The sequence below is a fragment of the Burkholderia sp. AU39826 genome (assembly GCF_020419965.1).
GTDB classification, from domain to species: domain Bacteria; phylum Pseudomonadota; class Gammaproteobacteria; order Burkholderiales; family Burkholderiaceae; genus Burkholderia; species Burkholderia semiarida.
The window spans coordinates 333,291-350,561 of sequence record NZ_JAIZQG010000001.1 but is presented as its reverse complement, the minus strand read 5'-3'; the positions used below and the strand labels follow the sequence as shown (position 1 = coordinate 350,561).

Sequence of the window (17,271 nt, the reverse complement as noted above, 5' to 3'; positions counted from 1 at the left end):
CCGAGCAACAACGCGACATCAGACCGCCGCAGCGATGCGATGCGGCACAGGAACACGACATGACGACAGGCAAAGTCACGCTGCTGGGCGCCGGGCCCGGCGATCCCGATCTCCTCACGCTGAAGGCGGTCAAGGCGCTGGCCGCCGCCGACGTGCTGCTGCTCGACGATCTCGTCGCGCCCGGCATCGTCGAACTCGCGCCGCACGCGCGCGTGATCCGCGTGGGCAAGCGCGGCGGCTGCCGCTCCACGCCGCAGGCGTTCATCGAGAAACTGATGCGCCGCTACGCGCTGCGCGGCGCGCACGTGGTGCGCGTGAAAGGCGGCGACGCGCTGCTGTTCGGGCGCGCCGGCGAAGAGCTCGCGACACTGCGCGCGGCCGCGATTCCGGTCGAGATCGTCAACGGCATCTCGTCGGGCTTCGCCGCCGCCGCGAGCCTCGGCATCTCGCTCACGCACCGCGAGCACTGCCAGGGCGTCACGTTCGTCACCGCGCATCGCCAGGACCACGGTGAACCCGACTGGGCACGGCTCGCGGCGACCGGCACCACGCTCGCGATCTACATGGGGATGAGCCGCGTCGACCGCATCGCGGCAGGCCTGCTCGCCGCGCTCCCCGCGTCGACGCCGGCGGCGGCCGTGCAATGGGCCGGCACGCCCGACGAACGCCGCTGGACCGGCACGCTCGGCACCCTCGCGCGCGGCGTCGAAGCCGCGCGGCTCGGCAGCCCGGCCGTGATCCTCGTCGGCGGCGCGATCGGCGAAGCGGCCGCGCAGGGCGCGGACGCCGAAGCGACGACCGACGCGGCGCTGGCACGGGCCGCCTGACATGCGCGGCCCCGCGCGGCTTCGGCCGCTCCCCGTTCCGTTCAGCACCGGCCGCGCGTGCGGCCGGCATGCATCGTTCGCCCCTTGCGCCGACGCGTCACTGCTCCTGTTGCCCGCCTCATGAGTTCGTCCGCCCCGCCCGCCCGCCTGCGCGTGCTGCTCGTCACCGATACCGACAAGCCGATCGGCGAACTCGGCGACGCGCTCGCGCGCCTCGGCTACGAGATGCTGAACGACGTCGCGACGCCCGCGCGCCTGCCGGCGGCCGTCGAGGAGCAACGTCCCGACGTCGTGATCATCGATACCGATTCGCCGTCGCGCGATACGCTCGAGCAACTCGCGGTCATGCATGCGACCGCCCCGCGCCCCGTGCTGATGTTCAGTCACGACGCCGACCAGGAACTGATCCGCGCGGCGGTCGGCGCGGGCGTCAGCGCGTATCTCGTCGAAGGGTTGTCGGCCGAGCGTCTCGCGCCGATTCTGGAAGTCGCGCTCGCGCGCTTCTCGCACGACGATGCGCTGCGCCGCCGGCTGGCCGACGTCGAGCGCGAACTCGAGGAGCGCAAGCTGATCGACCGCGCGAAACGCGTGCTGATGGACCAGCGCAAGCTGTCCGAACACGATGCGTATGCGGCGCTGCGCAAGCGCGCGATGGATCAGGGCCTGCGCATCGTCGACGTCGCGCGACAACTGCTCGACGCGTCACCCCAGTCATGAGTGCCATGAATACCTCACCTCCCGCCGCGCCGGAACGCGCGCATCTTCGCCTCGGGTTCGTCGCGCTCAGCGATGCGGCCCCGCTGATCGTCGCGCAGCGCCTGAACCTCGGCGCGCGCCATGGCCTCACGCTCGAATTGAGTCGCCAGCCGTCGTGGGCGGCCGTGCGCGACAAGCTGCTCAGCGGCGAGCTCGACGCCGCGCATGCGCTGTACGGGCTCGTCTGCGGGCTGCAGCTGGGCATCGGCGGCCCGCAGGCCGACATGGCCGCGCTGATGGTGCTGAACCGCAACGGCCAGGCGATCACGCTGTCGCGCGGCCTCGCCGACGCTTACCGCGAAACCGCCAGCGTGCGCACCGCGTTCGCGACGCTCGGCCGCAAGCCGCTGCTTGCTCAGACTTTCCCGACCGGCACGCATGCGATGTGGCTGAACGCGTGGCTCGCGTCGCACGGCATCGATCCGCTGCGCGACGTGCGCAGCGTCGTGATTCCCCCGCCCGAGATGGTCGCGGCGCTCGCGGGCGGCGAGCTTGACGGTTTCTGCGCGGGCGAGCCGTGGCACGCGGTGGCCGAAGCATGCGGCGCGGGCCGCACCGTCGCCGTCACGAGCGAGATCTGGCCCGATCATCCGGAGAAGGTGCTCGCGACCCGGCGCGACTTCGTCGCGCTGTATCCGGCCACCGCGCGCGCACTGGTCCGCACGCTCGTCGATGCATGCGCGTGGCTCGACAGCGCCGCGCACCGCCGCGAGGCGGCCGACTGGCTCGCGTCGCCCGACGCGCTCGGCGTGCCGGCCCGGCTGATCGCGCCGCGCCTGCTCGGCGACTACGGCGCGGGGCCGTTCGCCACGCCGCCGCTGCCGATCCGCTTCCACGACGGCGGCACGGTGAACCGGCCCGATCCGCGCGAAGGCGTGTGGTTCCTGTCGCAATACCGGCGCTGGGGCATGCTCGACGGTTCGCACGACGACGCGCGTATCGCCGCGGCGATCGCGCAGACCGCGTTGTATGATGCTGCGGTCGCCGAAGGCGCGGCAGGCCCGTCGCGGGCGTGAGGTCCGAAGCCGGACGCACGAGGCGGGCGGCGCGCCCGCCCGGGCCGCTCCACGCCGGGCCGGCCGTCCGGCCGCTGCCTGCCCGTGCCGCGCGGCCGACACCGCGTTGCTACTCCGTCCCCGCTCCGAATCGATGCCGAAACCCACGCGCACGCCGCTCGACGTGCTGCTCACCGAAATCCGCGCGTGCCGTGCATGCGAGGCCGACCTGCCGCTCGGCCCGCGCCCGGTCGTGCGCGCTCATCGCGACGCACGCATCCTGATCGTCGGGCAGGCGCCGGGCGCGCGCGTCCATGCGAGCGGCATCCCGTGGGACGACGCGAGCGGCAAGCGGCTGCGCGAATGGCTCGGCGTCGACACCGACACCTTCTACGACGAGACGCGCTTCGCGATCGTGCCGATGGGCTTCTGCTACCCGGGCCGCGGCGCGAGCGGCGACAACCCGCCGCGCCCCGAATGCGCGCGACTGTGGATCGACCGGCTGCTGGCCGAACTGCCGTCGATCCGGCTCACGCTGCTGATCGGCCAGTACGCGCAGCGGCATTTCCTGCGCGACACGCGCAAGGCGACGCTGACCGACACCGTGCAGGCCTGGCGCGACTACGGCCCTGCTCTCCTGCCGCTGCCGCATCCGTCCCCGCGCAACCAGGCATGGTTCAAGCACCATCCGTGGTTCGACGCCGAGGTCGTGCCCGAACTGCGGCGCCGGGTCGCGCGGCTCGCTGCGGGCTGACCGCGCGAGCGCCCGTGCCCGTCGCGCCCGGTTCGCTGTACCATCGCGGCTCAACCGCGTCACGAACAGCAGAATCCTTCATGCCCTCCACCGCCCCGCCGCGCCTGTACGGGATGCCCGAACGCAGCGACCGGCTCGATTTCTACATCCGCGACCAGGCGTCGCGCCAGGCGATCACCGAGCCGCACCGGCACGCGTATTTCCAGATCCAGTTCAACCTCGGCGGCGACACCGAGCAGCGCATCGGCGGCGTCACGCGGCCGTTTCCGCGCGGCGCGCTCGCGTTCGTGCTGCCGCACCGCGAGCACCTGATTCCGCATCCGGAAGGCGCGCATTTCATCGTGATCAACTTCAGCCAGGCGTTCCTGCGCGCCGATCTCGACGTCGATCCGCTCGATCTCGAGGACGTGCCCGCGCATCGCTTCCCCGAGCTGACGCCGTTCCGCTTCCAGGAGCACCTCGATTTCATCCTGACCGGCGACACGTACGACGAAGCGCGCCGCCTCGCGCTGTGCATGCTCGATGCCGATCGCGTGCGCACGTTCGGCTCGACCACGTTGCTGCGCGGCTACCTGCTGCAACTGATCGGGCTCGTCTGCACGCAGTACGCGGGCGCGCTCGACAAGCTCGCGCAGCGCGGCGCCCAGCGCGCCGGCCGGCGCGACGCGCTGGCCCGCGTGCTGCGCCACGTGCGCGCGAACCTGACCCGCGAGGACCTGACGCTCGCGGCGACCGCCGAAGCCGCGTTTCTCTCCCCGAACTACCTCGCGCACCTGGTCCGCAAGGAAACCGGCAGCACCTTCACCGATCTCGTGACCGAGCGCCGGATCGCGCTCGCGCAATCGCTGCTGGCCCACACCAGCCGGCGCATCGCGGACATCGCGCGCTCGGTCGGCTTCCGCGACGAAGGGTATTTCGCACGGCGTTTCCGCGCGCGGGTCGGCGTGTCGCCGAAGGCGTACCGCGACGCGAACGCGGCGCTGCCCGACGGCGACGACACGCCGCCGGCCGCCGACGCGTAGTTTTGTCCCGGTAAAACGCAGTTGCGTCGCATCCGCACGCACGCGCGTCGGGTATCGTTGCACGCATGCCGGCCGGTGTGCCGGCCCTCCGTCTTCCTACCGAACGAGGCCTTCCGATGTCCGCCTATGTCATCGACGCCGCCGAGCGTCCTTCCGTCGAAGTCGAACAGTCGTCCGCGCGCTTTCCGGTCCGCCGCGTATTCTGCGTCGGCCGCAACTATGCCGACCATGCCCGCGAAATGGGCGCCGACCCCGACCGCGAACCGCCGTTCTTCTTCACGAAGCCGGCCGACGCAATCGTCCCGGCCAGCGGCACGGTCGCCTATCCGCCGCTGACGAACGATCTCCATCACGAAATCGAGCTGGTCGTCGCGATCGGCAAGGACGGCCGGTCGATCGACCCGGCCGACGCGCTGTCGCACGTGTGGGGCTACGGCGTCGGCGTCGACCTCACGCGCCGCGACCTGCAGGCCGACGCGAAGAAGCTGAGCCGGCCGTGGGACTGGGCGAAGGGTTTCGACGCATCGGGCCCCGTGACCGCGCTGCGCGCGGCGGCGGCCACGGGCCACCCGGCGACCGGCCGCATCTGGCTCGCGGTCAACGGCGACACACGCCAGCAAGGCGACCTCGCCGACATGATCTGGCCCGTGCCCGACGTCATCGCGTACGTGTCGCGCTCGGTCGAGCTGAAGGCCGGCGACCTGATCTTCACCGGCACGCCGGCCGGCGTCGGCGCGCTGCAGCCGGGCGACCGCGTGACGGGCGGCGTCGACGGCGTCGCGACGTTCGAATTCGTGGTCGGCGCGAAGCCGTAATGCCGTTTACAGGGCGGCCTGCCCGGGCCGCCCCGCGGGATCCCGATGCCGGTCAGTCGTAGCGGCGCAGGAAGGCGTCGGCGACGGCCGGCGGATTCAGCGCTTTCGCCGACGCGTTTTCCAGCGCCTCGGCCGCGTCGTCGTCGCTGATCGACACGAACAGCGTGATGGCCGCCCTGGCGTCGCCCGTGCCGAACACGCCGTCGCGATCGAGCAGCCGCAATGCCGCGATCATGTCGGCGTGCAGTTGTCGGGAAAATTCCGTGAAGCGCGACTGGACGAACTGCGGACTCAGCACTTCGTCGGCCAGCCTGCCGCAGATCGCGTTGAACGGCGACGCCTCGGCCGCCGCGTACGCCCACTCGGACACGCCCCACACGAACCACGGATCGTCGTCCGCAACCGCCTGTCGCGCGCAAATCCGGCGCAGCCCTTCGACCGAATTGGCGGCCGGCACCACCGTCATCGCGCCGCTGTCGGTGTACAACGCAAACGCATAGAAATGCTCGTCCGGGTGCAACGCCCGCAGCGCCCTGAAGGTCGCCCTCGCGGCATCGGCAATGTCCCGCTGGAAATCAGAAAAGTCGCTCATCGCATCCTCGTCCAGTCGCCCTTCTCGCTCGCCGGGACACGCGGCGCGCCGATCGTGCGTCATCTCCCGGCATGCGGCGGATTGTCCGCCATTCGGCCGCGCGCCGGTACCGGGGCGCACCCGCGCTCACCGCGCGGCGTCCCGTCCGTCGAATGCGCGCACGCACACGGCGGCCGCCAGCGCGATCGCCGCCGACAGCAGCATCATCGCGAGCGGCAGGTAGCCCGCGTTGGCGGGGGTCAGCAGCGCGCCCGTCAGCGACGGCAGGAACAGGCTCAGCGGCAGGACCGACAGCGCGCACAGCATGATCAGCGTGGCGTGCCGCGGCGACGCCGGGGCGGAAGCGGTCGACGGGTTCGATGGCAAGCGGATGCCCTCCCGCGCACGGGCCGCGCGGCCGTGCGCAACGCAAAAAAAAGCCCCCGAACGAGTCGGGGGCGCATGGGTACCGGCGCGATCCCGCTACCGGGCCCTGCGCCTGTGGACTACTACGATCAAGCAAGCCGTTTTCATGCCGAATGGCTCCTGAATGTCACGAATGCGTGGCGGCGCACCGCCAGCGATATCGGCCGATGTTAGGCGGACCACACCAGCCGCGTCAACGCCCTAACGCGTGCGCACCGAGACGAACTTCCGCGCGTTGTTGCGCTGGATCAGCACGGCGATCACGCTACCGCCGTTCGCTTCGAGCGACGGCACGTCGTCCGGCGTCTCGAGCAGCGTGTCGTTGAGCGCCAGCACGACGTCGCCCGGCTGGATGCCCGCGCGCGCGGCCGGGCCGTGCACCGCGTCCACCATCATTCCGACCGCGAGCCCCGTCGAACGGCGCTCGTCATCGCTCAACGCGTGCATCGTCAGCCCGAGGCGGTCGCCGTGGTCGCCTGCTTCGCCCGCGGCCGGCCCCGGCCCCAACCGTGCAGCGGCCTTCGGCGCGGCCGGGCCGATTGTCGCGGCCGGGCCGCCGCCCGCATCGTCGACGCCGACGATCGTCAGCTTCACCGGCGCACGGTTGCGGATCACGCGCAGCGGCGCCTTCGCGCCGGGCGGCAGCGCGGCGGCCAGGTCGTCCAGTTCCGCCGAGCGGCCGATGGCCTTGTCGCCCATCTTCACGATCACGTCGCCGGGCTTCAGCCCGGCCGCGGCGGCCGGCGAACCGGGCGCGACGCCGTTGACGAGCGCGCCGGCCGGACGCGGCAGCCCGAACGCCGCGGCCAGACCGACGCCGACGTCCTGCACGTCGACGCCGAACGCATTGGCCGACGGCGGCGCGCCCGGGGCGGGCGCCTGAGCCGGCTGCGCCTGCATCTGCGCCTGCTGTTGCGCGCGCAACTGGGCGCGCACCTTGGCCGCGAATGCGATCGGGATGGCGAACGTCGTGCTCGCGTAGCGGTCGGCGCCCGTATAGACCTGCACCGCGATGCCGATCACGTCGCCCGCGCGATTGAACACGGGGCCGCCCGAGTTGTCCGGATTCGGCGCGATGTCGGTCTCGAAGAACGGAAACGCGCTGCCGTCCGGCAACCGGCGCGACGTCGCGCTGACGATGCCGGCCGTGACCGTGTTGCCCGATCCGTCCGGTGCGCCGATCGTCATCACCGGCTCGCCCGCGCGGACTTTCGACGAATCGCCGACGCGCACGAACGGCAGCTTCGTCGCGTCGACGTGCAGCACGGCGACATCGCTTTGCGGATCGACGGCCAGCACCGTCGCCTTGAATTCGCGGCGGTCGGTGAGGCGCACCGTCACGTCGGTCGCCTCGTCGACCACATGGGCGGACGTCAGGATCAGGCCATCGGCGCTGACGATGAAACCCGAGCCGCTGCCGGACACCGCGCGCGGCGCCGGATCGGGCGCCTGCGCCTGCGGCCCCTGCGCGGCCGGTGGCGCGCCATGCCGGAAGAACGCGGCGAGCGGATCGTCGGGATCGAGGGCGGCAAAGGCCGGGCCGCCGGTTTGCGGATCGGGGGTGGCGGCCATGACGGTCACGACCGCCGGGCCGTAGCGCTCGACGATCGCCGGGAAGTCGACCGGCATCGCATAAGGCGCGGCGGACGGCCGCGCCTTCATCGCCGGCGGTGCGGCGTGCGGCGCGAGCGTGCCGGCAACGGCGGCGGGCGACGGCAGGATTCCGGCGAACACGCCCCCGATCAACGCGGTGCGAAGCACGGCGCGAGCAAGCGTCTGGCAAACCACGGCGCACCTCCCCCGGCAGCCGCGACGCCGCCCTGCGCGAGACGCGCAGGCGTCCGACAAGCACCGGTACACCCAACCATTTATAGCCCAAGCGCCGGTTGGGACATACGAATCGAAACCCGTATGCCGGAAGGTGTCGCGGTGGTGGAACCGCGACGGCGTTCGTTTCGAACAAACTGCGCGGTTCGTCAATCCGAATATTCACCACGCATCGCTCACTGTGCGCGTCGCCGCCACCTCATCGTCGCGGTCCGCGGCCACCCATTTGCCGGTCGCGCATTGCCGACAGACCGCATGCGGCGCGCAAACAACAAACGGTTCGTCATCGGCCTCCTTCCGTCGACGAACCGGCATCGACTCGAGTCAGTGACACGACAACACAGCGACCCCGCCAACGCCTTGCGTGGTCGGCACCGCCGCCGTGTAGCCGACGGCAACGAGCGGCTGAGCCGCGTCATGTCCGACGACGATCGATTGAATCGTCGCGGGCCCGGCGGTCTTCAACACGCCGTTCAACGGCACCTGCGTGTACGTCAACCCGTATTGCGCACTCCCGAGCTTGATCGACAGGTCCAGCGTGGTGAGCATGCGCGTGACCGGATCGAGCGTGGCCGAAGCCGACACGAGCGTCCCGTTCGTGCCGCCCTCGTTGCTCGCCACCGTGTCGGCGATCACCTGCGTACACGAAAGCGGGCCGCCCGTCGCGGGCAATGACAGCGGCGTGCCGACCGCGTAGTGCACGCCCTGCGTATCGGCATAGGTATTGCCGTCGGTATCCATCGCGCGATTCCACCGGCCGATCGCCACATCGGTGCCGACGCCCTGGATCTCGGTCACGGCCCCGTGGTCGAGCCCGAGGCAGTCGGTCGCCGCCGCCGACGACGCCAGCGTCGTAAACGCGCCGCTTCCCTGCTGAACCAGGCTCGTTGCCGGCACATCGGCCGCCGTCATGTTGCGATTCTTCGCCCACTCGCTCGGCAAATTCGGCACCACGAGCACCGCGAGCTGGCCGTTGTTCGCCGCGACCGGCGACGCAGCGCCCGAATAGCTGAAGCTGCCGTTCGGCCGGCAGGCCGTGGGGACGGACGGCTGGGCCGGCGCGCCCGGCGCCGGCGTGGCGGGCGACGGGACCGTCGGCGTTCCCGCCGTGTCGTTGTTCGACGCGTTGCTGCCCGTTTTGGCCGCGCCACCGTCATCGCCGCCACATGCCGTCAGCATCAACACAGTACTCGCCAGCCCCACCAGACAGACTTGCTTGCCCCGCATGCTTCACCTCGTTTGCTCGTTGTAGAAACCCGTCACCGCGCGCGTTCAGTTCGCGCCATCGTTGTTTGCCATACCGGCCGGCGCCATTCGCAGCGCATCGACCGACTTGACCAGCCCCCATGCGCCGACACCGCCCAACGCAAGCGCGCCGAACCACCAGGAAGCCGGCCAGATCTCGAGCAGGCTCTCCTTGGCAAGGACGAACGGCGATTTCAGCGCGACGATCACCACGGCCGTGTTGTAGCAGGCATGAATCAACATGCCCGGCAACAGCGATCGGGTAGCCGCATAGAGCTTTCCGATCAGCAAGCCGAGTCCGAATGCGAGCACGAACTGATAGACGTTCATATGCGCAAGACCGAACACCGCGGCCGAATGGGCGATAGCCGTTCCCTCCGGATACTGTCGCAGGAAGCTGCGCAGCATCACGCCGCGAAACAGCATCTCTTCGAGTAGCGGCGCAATCACGCAGGTCAATACGATCAGGCCGAGCCCGCCGTTGACATACACTTCCCGGGCTTCATCGCGGCTGCCGCTCCACGAGAAAAACTGCCCGATGCCGACTTCCAGCACGCTCATCGCCACCACCAATGCCGGCGTAATCAGCACGACGGGCACGAGAAATCGCCCGATTGTCGTTCGCCAGGAATCGACGCCATCGTGCAGCAAGCGACGGTAGGTGAATTTGCCGTGATGAAGCAGCACCGTAAATACGAGCCCATTGGCGAGCACACGCCCAATACTGGCGATCGCCATCGGTTGCAGGCCGGCGCCGCGACCGGCCGACCAGATGATCGAGTTCGTCACATACTCGACCATGTTCAGCACGACGACGATAAAAAACGCTTCCAGCAGATTCGGGAAGCAATAGCGGCTTGAATCCGGTTTCATGTCGTTCTATACGGTTTCGCAGGCGGCATATGCGGTGATCACGCACTCGGATGCCTGCGGCCGATCTCGTCGCGATCGGCATTGTTATTTATTGGAGCACCCGGCCGACGCGACTCATCGCGCCTTCGTTCTCCGATATCCAGTGACGGCACAAAAGTAACCGTTTGTTACGGAGCGAAATCGTCGCTCACCGCAGGCGCCGTGACAAGCGACATTGACCATTTTTTGCGATGGAAAAGACAAAACTTTCGATTCAGGCTGCGCGGTCGGAAATCGACAATATCGAGATATCGGCCGGATTTTTAAAATATTGAATGATTTGCGGCCCGCCATGGCCTTTAAAGCGCCGGGTATTGAATCCACCCGTCACGCGTGACCCGCGCCCACCCGCTCCGCGATCGCCGACACCACCCGCAACATCGGCTCGAACGCATCCGCGGACGTATTGCCGAAACCGAGCACGAGCCCGTTGCCGGCGCGCCCCGCATCGATCGCGAAACCCGACAGCGGAAACGGCCCGATGCCGTGCGCGCGCGCCGCTTCGACGATCGCGCGATCGCGATAACGCGCCGGCAGCCGCAGCGCGAGATGCAGCCCGCAGGGGCCACCCTCGACCTGGTGCGGCACGCTCAGGCTGCTGTCGAGCGCGGCGAGCAGCACACGCCGCCGGTCGCGATACAGCCGGCGCATCCGGCCGAGATGCCGGCCGTACTCGCCCGTCTCGATGAAATCGGCGAGCGCGAGCTGCACATGGCGCGTCCCGCCGCGCAGCATCTCCGGCAACGCGGGCCGCACGGCGGCCAGCAACGTGTCGGGCAGCACGAGAAAACCGATCCGCAGCGCCGGAAACATCGTCTTGCTGAACGAGCCGAGATAGACCACCGGCGAATCGGCCGCGAGCCCCTGCATCGCGCCGATCGGCTCGCCGGTGTGACGGAATTCGCTGTCGTAGTCGTCCTCGATGATCCACGCGCGATGGCGGCGTGCCGCATCGATCAGCGCGAGCCGGCGCGAGATCGACAGCACCGCGCCGGTCGGGAACTGGTTCGACGGCGTCGTGTAGACGAGGCGCGGCGGCCGCTCGCGCCAGTCGTCCGGTTCCGCGCGCAGCCCTTCCGCGTCGACGGGCATCGGCACGACGTCGAGGTCGGCCGCCTGCATCGCGGAGCGCGCGCCGCGATAGCCGGGCTCCTCGACCCACACCGTATCGCCCGGATTCGTCAGCAACTGCGCGCACAGCGCGATCGCGCCCTGTGCGCCTTCGGTGATCACGATCTGCTCGGGATCGCAGCGCACGCCACGCGTGACGGCCAGGTGGCGCGCGATCGATTCGCGCAACGCGGGCTCGCCGAGCGGATCGCCGTACGCGAGCAGATCGCGGCCGGCGCGGCGCAATGCGCGATCGATCGCATGCCGCCACGCGTCCACCGGGAAATGCGACAGCGCGGGCACGCCCGGCCGGAAGCCCTCCGATTCGCCGGTGCCGACGAGGCTCGGGCGAATCCGGCCGAGCCGCTGCGCGACGGCTGGCGGCGCGGCACGCCGGCGCGGCGGCGCCGGCCGCGACAGCCCGACGACCCGCGTGCCGCGACGGTCCGACTGCAGGAAACCTTCGGCGACGAGCTGCTCGTATACCGCGGCCGTCGTATTGCGCGACACGCCAAGCGTGTCGGCCAGCGCGCGCGTGCCGGGCAGCCGCGTGCCGGCCGGCATCGCGCCGCCGAGAATCGCGTCGCGCAAGCGGCGCAGCAGCTGGCGCTGCAGCGACGGGGCGCCGGGCGTACGCGCCAGCGGCGCATCGAGCGGCAGCAACGGCGTGTCGCCGGGAGGAAAGGCAGTCGTCATCGGAACATCGCGGCGTGAAGAGGTCGGAACGGGACGGATGGTGAGCGGCGTACGGCTGGCGGCTACCGACCGTGGCACCATAAATTTGCCGCACGCTGGCGCTTCTCATGGTACCTCGCCGGGACTACGATCGTCTGCATGCCGGCATGTCGCCGGCCGCCAACCGAAGCGAGATCGACCTTGCCCACGCTCACCAACGCTTTCCAGCAGCCCATCGGCCAACCCGTTCCCGACTGGTCCGCGCGCCCGCGCCCCGAGCGCATCGCGCTCGAAGGCCGCTACTGCCGGCTCGAACCGCTCGACGCCGAACGCCACGCGGCCGATCTGTACGCCGCGTACGCGCAGGCGCCCGACGGCCGCGACTGGACCTATCTGGCGCACGGCCCGTACGCCGACGCGTCCAGCTATCGCGACTACGCGCGCGGCGCGCAGGCGAGCGCCGATCCGCTGCACTACACGGTGATCGATCGCGCCACGGGCCGCGCGGTCGGCACGCTCGCGCTGATGCGCATCGATCCGGCGAACGGCGTGATCGAGGTCGGTTCCGTCACGTTCTCGCCGCTGCTCAAGCGCACGCCGGTATCGACCGAAGCGCAGTTCCTGCTGATGAAGTATGCGTTCGATACGCTCGGCTACCGCCGCTACGAATGGAAGTGCGACGACCTGAACGCGCCGTCGCGCAAGGCGGCCGCGCGCCTCGGCTTCCGCTACGAGGGCACGTTCCGGCAGGCGATGGTCTACCGCGGCCGCAATCGCGACACCGCGTGGTTCTCGATCATCGACGGCGAATGGCCGGACGTCCGCGCCGCGTTCGAAGCCTGGCTCGCGCCGGAGAATTTCGACGCCGAAGGCAACCAGCGCCAGTCGCTCACCGCGATCCGCCACGCGCAGGCCAGCGCGCGCGACGCGGCCAGCCGCGCGAACGACGCGACGCGCGTCACGGTGCGCCCGCTCGTCGCCGCCGACGAAGCCGCATGGCGCCCGCTGTGGCAGGGTTACCAGACGTTCTATGACACCGCGCTGAGCGACGCGGTGTTCGCGACCACATGGGCGCGCCTGATGGATCCGGACGAGCCGATGTTCGTGCTCGGCGCGTTCGATGCGTCGGGTGCGCTGGTCGGGATCGTGCACGCGATCTACCACCGCTCGTGCTGGACCGAAGGGCCGTACTGCTACCTGCAGGATCTGTACACGGCGCCCGACGCGCGCGGCCAGGGCGCGGGCGGCGCGCTGATCGAGGCCGTGTACGACCGGGCCCGCGAAGCCGGCGCGAGCCGCGTGTACTGGCTCACGCACGAGACCAACACGACCGCGCGCGCGCTGTACGACAAGCTCGCGAACAACGCCGGCTTCATCCAGTACCGGCACGATCTGAAGAAATGACGTCGCTCCCTGGCGGCCGATGTTCAGCCATGAACATCGGCCGGATGGCGTGGGCCACCGTCTTCCGGCGCGCCATCGTGCGCCGCACCGGCCACGCCCGGCACCGCGGCCGGACAGATCATCTCGTCGCCGTTGGCCGGCACGGGCCGCCGCACCGGCCGGAACACCGGTTCGCCCGGCTCGATCGGCTGCCCGGACAGCGCGCAGCGCCCGGGCTGCAACGCGACGCGCAGGCGCCAGCGCTGCTCGCCGTAATGACACCGGCCGCTGTCGACCCAGCGCACCAGCAGCGCGTCGTCGCCCGCCTCCAGCACCGTGACGAACAGTTGCGGGCGCAACGGCGACGCCGCGGCGGTCGCCTGCTCAGGAATCGGCGTACGGCCGATCGTCACGAGCGGATGCGCGACCGCGCCGCCGCGCGACGGCATCGCATCGTCTTCGTCCAACGCCGACGCGTCGCACGACAGGTCTTCTTCGCAGATCGGGCTTTCCATGGTGTTGAGCATGCTTGGCGGCCGCGTGCAACGGGATGCCGCACGCGAGCGCAATCGGACTGGCGCACATGATACAAATTGAAGTTAACTTCAAGTAAAGGGGTAGCGTGCGCAACGATCCGTTTCGGCGATCGCGGCAATGGCCGGCGCGACACGCGACGGCATCCTGGTCTAAGCTGGCGCCTTCGCCCTGACAACGCCGCGCCCCTACGCATGCCGACCGCCTCCCCCGCCCCGGCCACGCTGTTCCCGCTCGACGAAGCCTGGTCCGATTTCCCCCGCCGCAAGGCGGCCGTACGCGCGTTCATCGCCGGGTACTGCGCCGCGCGCGACCGGCGCGACGCGCCGCTGCACGACGGCCCGGACGGCCATGTCGTGCAGTTCGACCGCGCGATGGGCCGGCCTTTCGAGCATTTCATGATCGAGGGTGCGCCCGAATCCGGCGCCGGCCCGTTTGCCGTCGGCGCGTGGATCACGCGCTACGGCGCGGCACCGCTGCCGCCCGCGCTGCGAGGCAGGACGCGCCGGCTGACCGACGAGCATTTCATGGCCGCCGATATCGACGGGCTGTCCGGCGACGACGCGCTCGCGCAAGCGCTCGCCTGCGACACGCCGGACGCGATCCAAGCGTTCAACACGAGCGGCGCCTTCCCGCCATTCCAGCCGAATCCCGCCGCGTTCCTGTTCGCGCACCGGCTCGACGGGCAGATCGCGGCCACCGCGCGCTACGGCTTCGCGTCGCCCCGCGATATCGTCGTCGACCGCGTCGGGACGGCGGACGCATACCGGCGCCGCGGCCTCGCGACGCAACTGCTCGCCGCGATCGTCGCGCACGCGCGGCACCGCGGTGCGCGCCGCGCGTGGCTCATCTCGACCGAAGCCGGTCAGCCGCTGTACCGCGCCGCCGGATTCACGTCGCTCGCCGCGGTTGCCGTGGACGAAGTGCTCGCCTGAACGCGAAGCAGGCAACGCCCCCGTCACGTTCGTCTCGCGATTCGTCTCATCACGGTGAGACGAACGTCCCGCCGTCTCACCCCGCCCGCCGTTTCGCTATCGCAGCAGAGCCGACGCTCCGTTTCTTCTGAATCGTTGCCGGCCGCCGGAAAGCGACATGGTGCAACGCACGCCACGCGTGCTTCCGCTTGCCACGCACCGCCCTGATTCACGCTGGCCCCGTTCCTGCATACCGGTCGATCGCGCAATCGCGCGACGGGCGCACCGGCAGCATTGCCGCGCACCCGACGACAACCCGACGGAGACAGCAACGTGAGTACACCGGCATCGATCACCCCGCCCAGCATGAAGGCCGCCGTCTGGCATGGCCGCCACGACATCCGCGTCGAAGAGGTTCCCGTTCCGCAGCGCCCGCCCGCGGGGTGGGTGACGATTCGCGTGCATTGGTGCGGCATCTGCGGCTCCGACCTGCACGAATACGTCGCCGGGCCCGTGTTCATCCCTGTCGACGCGCCGCACCCGCTGACCGGCCTGAAGGGCCAGTGCATCCTCGGCCACGAGTTCAGCGGCGAGATCGCCGAGTTGGGCGCGGGCGTGTCGGGCTTCGCGGTCGGCGACCGCGTGACGGCCGACGCGTGCCAGCATTGCGGCACCTGCTGGTACTGCCGGCACGGGCTGTACAACATCTGCGAGAACCTCGCGTTCACCGGGCTGATGAACAACGGCGCATTCGCCGAATACGTGAACGTGCCGGCCGAGCTGCTGTACAAGCTGCCCGACGATTTCCCGACCGAGGCCGGCGCGCTGATCGAACCGCTCGCGGTCGGGTTGCACGCGGTGAAGAAGGCCGGCAACATCGTCGGGCAGACCGTCGTCGTGGTCGGCGCGGGCACGATCGGCCTGTGCACGATCATGTGCGCGAAGGCCGCGGGCGCCGGGCGCGTGATCGCGCTGGAAATGTCGGCCGCGCGCAAGCAGAAGGCGCTGGAGGTGGGCGCGAGCGTCGTCATCGATCCGAAGACGTCCGATGCGATCGCCGAAGTCAGGGCGCTGACGGGCGGCTACGGCGCCGACGTGTCGTTCGAATGCATCGGGCACACGGCCACCGCGAAGCTCGCGATCGACGTGATCCGCAAGGCCGGCAAGTCGGTGATGGTCGGCATCTTCGAGGAACCGGCGCCGTTCAACTTCTTCGACATCGTGTCGACCGAGAAGGAAGTGATCGGCTCGCTCGCGTACAACGGCGAATTCGCGGACGTGATCCGCTTCATCGCGGACGGCCGCATCGACGTGCAGCCGCTCATCACCGGGCGCATCGCGCTCGGCGACATCGTCACGCGCGGCTTCGAGGAATTGGTGAACCACAAGGACCGCAACGTGAAGATCATCGTCCAGCCGGCCGTCTCCTGACCGCACGCGCGCGCCTGCGGCATCCGCGGCATCGATTCGCGCCGCGGCGCGCAGGCCGCCGCTATGCCGTCGTAGCGTCGCCCCTGCGCGGGCGGCGCGTGATTCCGCCTCCCTTTCCCGCGTGGCGCGGCGCGCAACCCTCATCACCCCGGTCCGGGGCTGCCGCCATGCCGCGTTCCATCCGGACGCGGCACGCGGAAACATTCACAACCCCGAGCCCCGCGCGATTCTTCGATATACTGGACCGAACCCTTTTCAGGGCATTGTCGAGGCAACCGGGGGCGACCACGCCTTTCGCGCGTTCGCCCCGACCTGCGTGGGATGGCGCACCGTGAAACCGCGAGCCGGACTGATACTCGAACTCTTCGTCAACCTCGTGCTGCCGTGGGTAGCCTATCGGGTCGCGCATCCGTATTTCGGCGAAACCGGCGCGCTGTACGCGTCCGCGGTTCCGCCGATCGTCTGGTCGATCGTCGAATTCATCCGCTCGCGCCGCATCGACGCGGTGGCGGCCATCGTGCTGCTCGGCATCACGCTGTCGATCGTCGGGATGGCGTTCGGCGGCAGCCCGCGCACGCTGCTGATGCGCGAATCGATCGGCTCGGGCACGATCGGCATCGTGTTCCTGCTGTCGCTGTTGCGCGAACGCCCGCTGATCTACTATCTGGCCCGCGCCACCGTGGCCCGCGAGATGGACGGCGGCGCCGCGCACTTCGAAGCCGTCTGGGACGCGCAGCCGGGCCTGCGGCAGATGCTGCGGCTGATGACGTTCGTGTGGGGCGCGATCATGACGCTCGAGATGCTGCTGCGCTGGTGGATGGTCGCCAACTGGCCGGTCGAACGCGTACTCGTCGTGTCGCCGGTGATGGGCTACACGGTGTTCGGCTGCCTGCTGCTGTGGACGTTCTGGTATCGGCGGCGGATGCGCGTGCGCAACAGCGTCGACATCCCGGGCCGCGGCGGCGTCACGGAAACCGCCGGCCGCTGACACGCGGTGCGCCGGCTGCCCGGCCGATGCCGCCCGGCCGCGTTTCACGGCGCCTGCTGTATGATGCGCGGCGTCTCGTCCGCCCA

17 protein-coding genes are annotated in these 17,271 nt (G+C 70.0%); 10 read left to right on the top strand and 7 right to left on the bottom strand.

What is annotated here, in order from left to right:
• Positions 1–59 precede the first annotated feature (59 nt).
• The 6 genes from cobA (at position 60) to LGM42_RS01580 (ending at position 5,169) form a co-directional block, all read left to right on the top strand.
• On the top strand, positions 60–827 hold the full coding sequence (gene cobA, locus LGM42_RS01605; RefSeq protein ID WP_059639543.1) for a uroporphyrinogen-III C-methyltransferase: 768 nt from the start codon (positions 60–62) through the stop codon (positions 825–827).
• A 120-nt stretch (positions 828–947) separates the two neighbouring features.
• Complete coding sequence (locus LGM42_RS01600; protein ID WP_059639544.1) at positions 948–1,544, top strand: ANTAR domain-containing response regulator; 597 nt, start codon at positions 948–950, stop codon at positions 1,542–1,544.
• Between the two features lie 5 nt (positions 1,545–1,549).
• Positions 1,550–2,599, top strand: coding sequence for a CmpA/NrtA family ABC transporter substrate-binding protein (locus tag LGM42_RS01595; protein WP_059585044.1), 1,050 nt, complete (start codon positions 1,550–1,552; stop codon positions 2,597–2,599).
• A 133-nt stretch (positions 2,600–2,732) separates the two neighbouring features.
• Positions 2,733–3,332 (top strand): uracil-DNA glycosylase family protein, encoded by a 600-nt coding sequence (locus LGM42_RS01590; protein ID WP_060310871.1) that lies wholly within the window; start codon positions 2,733–2,735, stop codon positions 3,330–3,332.
• An 80-nt stretch (positions 3,333–3,412) separates the two neighbouring features.
• Positions 3,413–4,354: a helix-turn-helix transcriptional regulator gene (locus LGM42_RS01585; protein ID WP_226231392.1), complete on the top strand. Its 942-nt coding sequence runs from the start codon at positions 3,413–3,415 to the stop codon at positions 4,352–4,354.
• A gap of 116 nt (positions 4,355–4,470) precedes the next feature.
• Positions 4,471–5,169 carry a fumarylacetoacetate hydrolase family protein gene (locus LGM42_RS01580; protein WP_099317518.1) on the top strand — a complete coding sequence of 233 codons (699 nt, stop codon included), beginning with the start codon at positions 4,471–4,473 and terminating at the stop codon, positions 5,167–5,169.
• Positions 5,170–5,221: 52 nt separating this feature from the next.
• Here LGM42_RS01580 and LGM42_RS01575 read toward each other — a convergent pair whose 3' ends face one another.
• The 6 genes from LGM42_RS01575 to LGM42_RS01550 all read right to left on the bottom strand — a co-directional run bounded on the left by LGM42_RS01575 (position 5,222) and on the right by LGM42_RS01550 (position 11,956).
• A complete protein-coding gene (locus tag LGM42_RS01575) occupies positions 5,222–5,761 on the bottom strand; it encodes a DUF4303 domain-containing protein (RefSeq protein ID WP_059585135.1) in 540 nt (179 codons plus the stop codon).
• A 126-nt stretch (positions 5,762–5,887) separates the two neighbouring features.
• Positions 5,888–6,127, bottom strand: coding sequence for a hypothetical protein (locus LGM42_RS33310; protein ID WP_413227403.1), 240 nt, complete (start codon positions 6,125–6,127; stop codon positions 5,888–5,890).
• A gap of 240 nt (positions 6,128–6,367) precedes the next feature.
• Positions 6,368–7,954 (bottom strand): trypsin-like peptidase domain-containing protein, encoded by a 1,587-nt coding sequence (locus LGM42_RS01565; RefSeq protein WP_226231391.1) that lies wholly within the window; start codon positions 7,952–7,954, stop codon positions 6,368–6,370.
• Positions 7,955–8,317: 363 nt separating this feature from the next.
• Positions 8,318–9,220, bottom strand: coding sequence for a hypothetical protein (locus LGM42_RS01560; protein ID WP_226231390.1), 903 nt, complete (start codon positions 9,218–9,220; stop codon positions 8,318–8,320).
• Between the two features lie 45 nt (positions 9,221–9,265).
• Entirely contained in the window at positions 9,266–10,111 is an 846-nt protein-coding gene (locus LGM42_RS01555) for a CPBP family intramembrane glutamic endopeptidase (protein ID WP_226231389.1), read from the bottom strand.
• A 366-nt stretch (positions 10,112–10,477) separates the two neighbouring features.
• Positions 10,478–11,956 carry a PLP-dependent aminotransferase family protein gene (locus tag LGM42_RS01550; RefSeq protein ID WP_060310866.1) on the bottom strand — a complete coding sequence of 493 codons (1,479 nt, stop codon included), beginning with the start codon at positions 11,954–11,956 and terminating at the stop codon, positions 10,478–10,480.
• A gap of 180 nt (positions 11,957–12,136) precedes the next feature.
• Between LGM42_RS01550 and LGM42_RS01545 the strand changes: the two genes are divergently transcribed.
• A complete protein-coding gene (locus tag LGM42_RS01545) occupies positions 12,137–13,339 on the top strand; it encodes a GNAT family N-acetyltransferase (RefSeq protein ID WP_226231388.1) in 1,203 nt (400 codons plus the stop codon).
• 23 nt (positions 13,340–13,362) lie between these two features.
• Here the strand turns inward: LGM42_RS01545 and LGM42_RS01540 are convergent, their stop codons facing one another.
• Positions 13,363–13,845 (bottom strand): DUF3331 domain-containing protein, encoded by a 483-nt coding sequence (locus LGM42_RS01540; protein ID WP_060310864.1) that lies wholly within the window; start codon positions 13,843–13,845, stop codon positions 13,363–13,365.
• 201 nt (positions 13,846–14,046) lie between these two features.
• Here LGM42_RS01540 and LGM42_RS01535 point away from each other — a divergent pair, with 201 nt between their 5' ends.
• The 3 genes from LGM42_RS01535 (at position 14,047) to LGM42_RS01525 (ending at position 17,185) form a co-directional block, all read left to right on the top strand.
• The gene (locus tag LGM42_RS01535) at positions 14,047–14,787 is read left to right on the top strand and encodes a GNAT family N-acetyltransferase (RefSeq protein WP_060968847.1); all 741 of its coding nucleotides are present in this window, start codon (positions 14,047–14,049) and stop codon (positions 14,785–14,787) included.
• A gap of 345 nt (positions 14,788–15,132) precedes the next feature.
• Positions 15,133–16,197, top strand: a complete 1,065-nt coding sequence (locus tag LGM42_RS01530) for a 2,3-butanediol dehydrogenase (RefSeq protein WP_059585032.1) — start codon at positions 15,133–15,135, stop codon at positions 16,195–16,197.
• 331 nt (positions 16,198–16,528) lie between these two features.
• Complete coding sequence (locus LGM42_RS01525; protein WP_059585133.1) at positions 16,529–17,185, top strand: VC0807 family protein; 657 nt, start codon at positions 16,529–16,531, stop codon at positions 17,183–17,185.
• Positions 17,186–17,271: the final 86 nt, after the last annotated feature.